Below are 3,699 nucleotides of genomic sequence, written 5' to 3' on the forward strand. Positions count from 1 at the left end.
TCAATATGCAAAATCTTTTCTTCAAACGGAATACGCGGCTCGCTCTCACGGCTGGTTTCACGGTAATAAAACATCGTCTTGCCGGGCTCAAACAAAGTATTTTCATCAAACGGTACGCCATCCGCACCCACCACAAAACCGCTGTTCAGCCGCCGTCGCCAGTTTTCTTCGCCGACAAAGGGAAAATGAGCGCATAAAAAATGCAGCAGAGGCAAGCCGTAAAATTGCTTTTTATGTGGCAAAACTAAGTAGCTGGGTTTGACACCGTCTAAAAGTGGTAGGGGACTAGTACGTTTTTTCATGCGGCGGATTGTACTCGTTTTTTAGGATTTTTTCAGACGGCCTTGTTTATATGGAAAATAAACTTCTAATAACGGATATGTAGTGATGCCGGTTTTGTGCTTAAATAGATTCTTCAACCGACCAAAGAAACTGGTTTTGTTTGAACTTGCTTTTGTGGCATAAATTAAAGAAATGATAAAGAAGCAATATTTGAGAAAAGGAGAATATTATGCAGAGAAAAATCGGCATAATCATCATGTTATCCGCGTTTTCCGTATCCGCTATGGAGGGAGGGGAAGTTCGGCTTGGCAAGAGTAAGGCATACGATAATGAGTATGAACTTGTGGTAGAGCATGAAGTCAATGAAGAAGGTTCACAATTAAATCAAGACGAGTATGCCGCACATCCAATACGCAACGATAGCGGTGTCATGCAGTCAGGAAAAGTGGCTTCAGGCAAACAAGCTGTTTCCCAATACGGAAAACCTAATTTGCCGCCTGTCCGCTTAAATCCGCATCCTTCACGACCTTGATTTCAAAATCAAAGGGCGGTTTCATTTTTTTGGGCAGCCCTTTTGTTTTGTTGGCTCACTCACATTTTTGTTTGCGCAAAACAAGTTTGTAATCGGTTTTGATACTGGTTTGATCGCCAATCATCTTAAAATCATCTATCAAACAACGGTTTTCTGTACATTTCAACATGAAATCTGCACCGACCCTATGGCCGTCAAATTGTTTAAATGTTGCCCGGACGGTATGGGGAGAAGTGACTTTGACTTGCAAGGTTTTATGGAAGTTATCAGGATGATCTTGACCAAAGCCTAAGTAGTAATGTATCGGCATGTCACATCCCATCTCCATATCGGGTTGCTTACGGATATTTGTGTCGAATTTATTGAATTGTCGGATGATTTTTTGTAGTTCAGGCGTAGTAACACGATTATGTTCAGAGCCTAAATCCACTTTAGACAGATAAACCTTTTTGACTAAATCTATTTTCGTTTGATTGTTTGTGGCGTTATTTGCAGCCGTCGCTTGTGAGGGGAAGATAGTAGTTAACAAGCCGATAACAAAAAGAGAGTGCAGTGTTTTTATGATGTGCATATGGACGGGATGAAAAGAATCCAAGTATAACGGCATTGAATCTATATTGAATATGTCTCTAAGAAATTTAAGTTGAAAAGCAGGGGAAGTGTTGGAATCATTGAATATGATTCTGTAATCTGCTTTACAGGCCGTCTGAATGCGAAAACCAATTTTCAGACGGCCTTTTGATTTGTTTCCAACCTCACAAACCCTTAAAAATCAGCTATAATGCCCAACTATTTGATTTTCGCTTATCCCATATTGAAATGGCACAAAAAATTCAATCTGTAAAAGGTATGAACGACCTTTTACCTGTCGAACAAAAAGATTTCAAACTGACGGCTGCGTTTTGGCAGGCGTTTGAAGATACGGTCGGCCGTTGGACACGCGCTTACGGCTATCAGCAAATCCGTACGCCGATTGTCGAGCAAACCGGTTTGTTTGTCCGCTCCATCGGCGAGGAAACCGATGTGGTCGGCAAGGAAATGTACACCTTTTCCGATTCAAACGATTCTTTGAGTTTGAGCTTGCGTCCTGAAGGTACGGCTTCTTGTCTGCGTGCTGTGGTTGAACACAATCTTCTCTACAACAGCCCGCAAAAGCTGTGGTATATGGGGCCGATGTTCCGCCGCGAGCGTCCGCAAAAAGGCCGTTATCGTCAGTTCCATCAGGTTGGTATCGAGGCTTTGGGTTTTGAAGGGCCGGATATTGATGCGGAAATTATCGCGATGTCTGCCGACTTGTGGGAAAAATTGGGTATTCGCGAATACCTGACTTTGGAAATCAACAGTTTGGGCAACCGTGAGGAACGCGCGGCACACCGTGCGGCATTGGTTGAATATCTGACCCGTTATGAAGATAAATTGGACGAAGACAGCAAACGCCGTCTGAAAACCAATCCTTTGCGCGTTTTGGATACGAAAAACCCTGATTTGCAGGAAATCTGCAATGCGGCGCCACGTTTGGTGGATTATTTGGGCGAGGCTTCGCAAAACCACTATGCACGCTTCAAGGCGATGTTGGACGGTTTGGGTATTCAATATATTGAAAATCCGCGCTTGGTACGCGGTTTGGATTACTACAATCAGACGGTTTTTGAGTGGACGACCGACAAACTCGGCGCGCAAGCGACTGTGTGCGGTGGCGGCCGTTACGATGGTTTGATTGAAGAGCTTGGCGGCAAACCTGCGCCGTCTATCGGCTTTGCAATGGGTATTGAGCGCCTGCTGCTTTTGGTGAGCGAATACGGCTCTCTGGAAGTGAACGCTGCGCCTGATGTCTATGCAATGCACCAAGGCGAAGGTGCGGACTTGCAGGTGATGAAATACGCGCAAGCCTTACGCGCACAAGGCTTCAATGTGATGCAGCATTCCGGCTATCAGAGCCTGAAAGCGCAAATGAAAAAAGCAGACAACAGTGGCGCAAGCTTTGCCCTGATTGTGGCTCAGGATGAGCTGGCAAACGGTACGGTTACCCTGAAAGATATGCAGGGCAAACACGAACAGAAAACCGTTGCCGCCGCTGATTTGACAGACACTTTACAACAATGGAAGAACGCATAAATGGCAGCCCATTTGGAAGAACAACAAGAGTTAGACAACTTTAAATATTTTTGGAAAAAAACCGGCCGTTGGATCTTTGCCTTGCTGATTGTGGCGGCTTTGGGGTATTTGGGTTACACCATTTACCAAGGCCAAAAAGCTTCAAAAGATCAGGAAGCCGCCGCCGTATTGGCGCAAATGGTGGAAAAGGCGCAGCAAAAAACCGACCAAAAAGCCATCAACGCCGATTTGGCCGAATTGCAAAAAAACTATCCTGATTCCATTTCGACAGCCCAAGCCACTTTGATGGTAGCGGCGACCGAGTTTGATGCCGGCCGTTATGATGTGGCGGAAGGTCATTTGAATTGGGTGTTGAAAAACCAAAATGCACCGCTGGTTCAAGCTTTGGCAGCGCAACGTTTGGGCGTTGTCCTGTTGCAGCAGAAAAAATACGATGCCGCCATCAATGTCCTGAATACTCAGGTTGAGGCTGATTTCGAGCCTTTGATGCTGGAAACCAAAGGCGATGTTTACGTTGCCCAAAATAAAACCAAAGAAGCCGTACAAAGTTACGAAGCTGCTTTGAGCAAAATGCCGCAAACCGCAGTAGGCCGCGAATTGCTGCAAATGAAAATCGACAGCTTGAAATAAGTTTGTTTGAAATCAAGGCCGTCTGAAGTTGCAATGACTTTTCAGACGGCCTACACTTATCCTTATCAACCGTGTTTTTAAAACACCTGCTTGTGTTCCGCTCCCGTTTTTAGGCGGCACTTGACACAGAAAGACTCAAT

Annotated in this window: 4 protein-coding genes and 1 pseudogene; 3 read left to right on the forward strand and 2 right to left on the reverse strand. The window is 45.1% G+C overall.

What is annotated here, in order from left to right:
- Nucleotides 1–302: pseudogene (locus ACTHS3_RS05605) on the reverse strand (pseudouridine synthase); the annotation flags it as partial.
- 209 nt (nucleotides 303–511) lie between these two features.
- On the opposite strand from ACTHS3_RS05605, the gene ACTHS3_RS05610 reads away from it, so the two are divergent.
- On the forward strand, nucleotides 512–814 hold the full coding sequence (locus tag ACTHS3_RS05610) for a hypothetical protein (RefSeq protein WP_440367345.1): 303 nt from the start codon (nucleotides 512–514) through the stop codon (nucleotides 812–814).
- A 55-nt stretch (nucleotides 815–869) separates the two neighbouring features.
- Here ACTHS3_RS05610 and ACTHS3_RS05615 read toward each other — a convergent pair whose 3' ends face one another.
- Nucleotides 870–1,385, reverse strand: a complete 516-nt coding sequence (locus tag ACTHS3_RS05615) for a hypothetical protein (RefSeq protein ID WP_440367347.1) — start codon at nucleotides 1,383–1,385, stop codon at nucleotides 870–872.
- Between the two features lie 248 nt (nucleotides 1,386–1,633).
- Between ACTHS3_RS05615 and hisS the strand changes: the two genes are divergently transcribed.
- On the forward strand, nucleotides 1,634–2,929 hold the full coding sequence (gene hisS / locus ACTHS3_RS05620; RefSeq protein WP_049335487.1) for a histidine--tRNA ligase: 1,296 nt from the start codon (nucleotides 1,634–1,636) through the stop codon (nucleotides 2,927–2,929).
- Nucleotides 2,930–3,559, forward strand: coding sequence for a YfgM family protein (locus tag ACTHS3_RS05625; RefSeq protein ID WP_049335489.1), 630 nt, complete (start codon nucleotides 2,930–2,932; stop codon nucleotides 3,557–3,559). It begins immediately after the preceding gene.
- Nucleotides 3,560–3,699: the final 140 nt, after the last annotated feature.

This window comes from Neisseria sp. P0009.S007 (assembly GCF_051962515.1).

Excerpts from the sequence above, each read along its gene's own strand:
- ACTHS3_RS05615 (WP_440367347.1), bottom strand. The coding sequence starts at position 1,385 with ATGCACATCATAAAAACACTGCACTCTCTTTTTGTTATCGGCTTGTTA.
- ACTHS3_RS05625 (WP_049335489.1), top strand. The coding sequence starts at position 2,930 with ATGGCAGCCCATTTGGAAGAACAACAAGAGTTAGACAACTTTAAATAT.
- ACTHS3_RS05610 (WP_440367345.1), top strand. The coding sequence starts at position 512 with ATGCAGAGAAAAATCGGCATAATCATCATGTTATCCGCGTTTTCCGTA.
- hisS (WP_049335487.1), top strand. The coding sequence starts at position 1,634 with ATGGCACAAAAAATTCAATCTGTAAAAGGTATGAACGACCTTTTACCT.